General features: G+C 47.5%; 1 protein-coding gene. It reads right to left on the bottom strand.

The annotated features are described in order from the left end of the window. The coding region (locus ACTHS3_RS15480; RefSeq protein ID WP_440368438.1) for a type IV pili methyl-accepting chemotaxis transducer N-terminal domain-containing protein at window positions 1–821 on the bottom strand (821 nt) is incomplete at its 3' end. Window positions 822–903: the final 82 nt, after the last annotated feature.

The raw sequence follows: 903 nt of genomic DNA, 5'->3' as shown, positions 1-903 counted from the left end.
GGCGTAAAGGTTTGGTGCAGGTTGCGCGTAGTCTGGTAGAGCAGGGTCAAGTCACGGTTTTGCCGGGCCAAGTCTTGGGTTTGTTGGGCAACCTGTCCTTCTAAATCCGTATAAAGCGTTTTCAGACGGCGGCTCATTTGGTTGAAGCCCTTGCTGACTTGGGAGAATTCACGAATTTGGTCTGTATCGATTTGTACCCCGAAACGACCTTCGCTGATGGTTTCTACCCCGTCACGCAATTTTTCCAGCGGCCGGATGATCCACGAATAATGCCAAACAATCATCAAGCCGGCAGCCACTAAAATCATCAACATCATCGCCATTTGAAAACGGCGCAGCCACAAAGTATTTTGCTCGTTGGCGTTTTCCATCGCCTGTAAAAACAGCTCGATATTGCCGGCAAAACGGTATAAGCCGATTTGGGTCGGCCGCTCGTAATGTTGCAAAGAAGGCTTGATGTTGGATTCCCAATCAATTAACAGCATCGATTGGATCAAATCGTAAGCCAGCGGCATTTGTGACGGAATCAGCGGATGAATGGCATCGCTTTGCGTTACATTGGCCAGCGTACGTTCAAATTCTTTGATTTGGTTGTCAATTTGAGCATTGGGCGTACGGACGCTTGCCATATAAGCCAAGCGATACACCTGCATTTTCAAGCTGCCCGCATCTTCAATCGTTTTGGCCGCGCTTTCCAAACGCCAAGAAAGCAGCAGGGTAAAGGCAATCGACAAAAAAGCCGAGCCGACCCATAACACAGTCAGCAGTTTTAAACGCGAGGACAGGCTCAGGCCGTCTGAAGATCCGGAGAATAAACGCATAAAGCACGCAGGAAGACTAATCCGATAATCTTATAAAAATATCATTCTTTCGGCCTATAAACAACCTGTCTAAAATAATTGT

This window comes from Neisseria sp. P0009.S007, assembly GCF_051962515.1.
The sequence above is the reverse complement of the archived record's forward strand: the minus strand, read 5'-3'. Positions and strand labels throughout refer to the sequence as shown.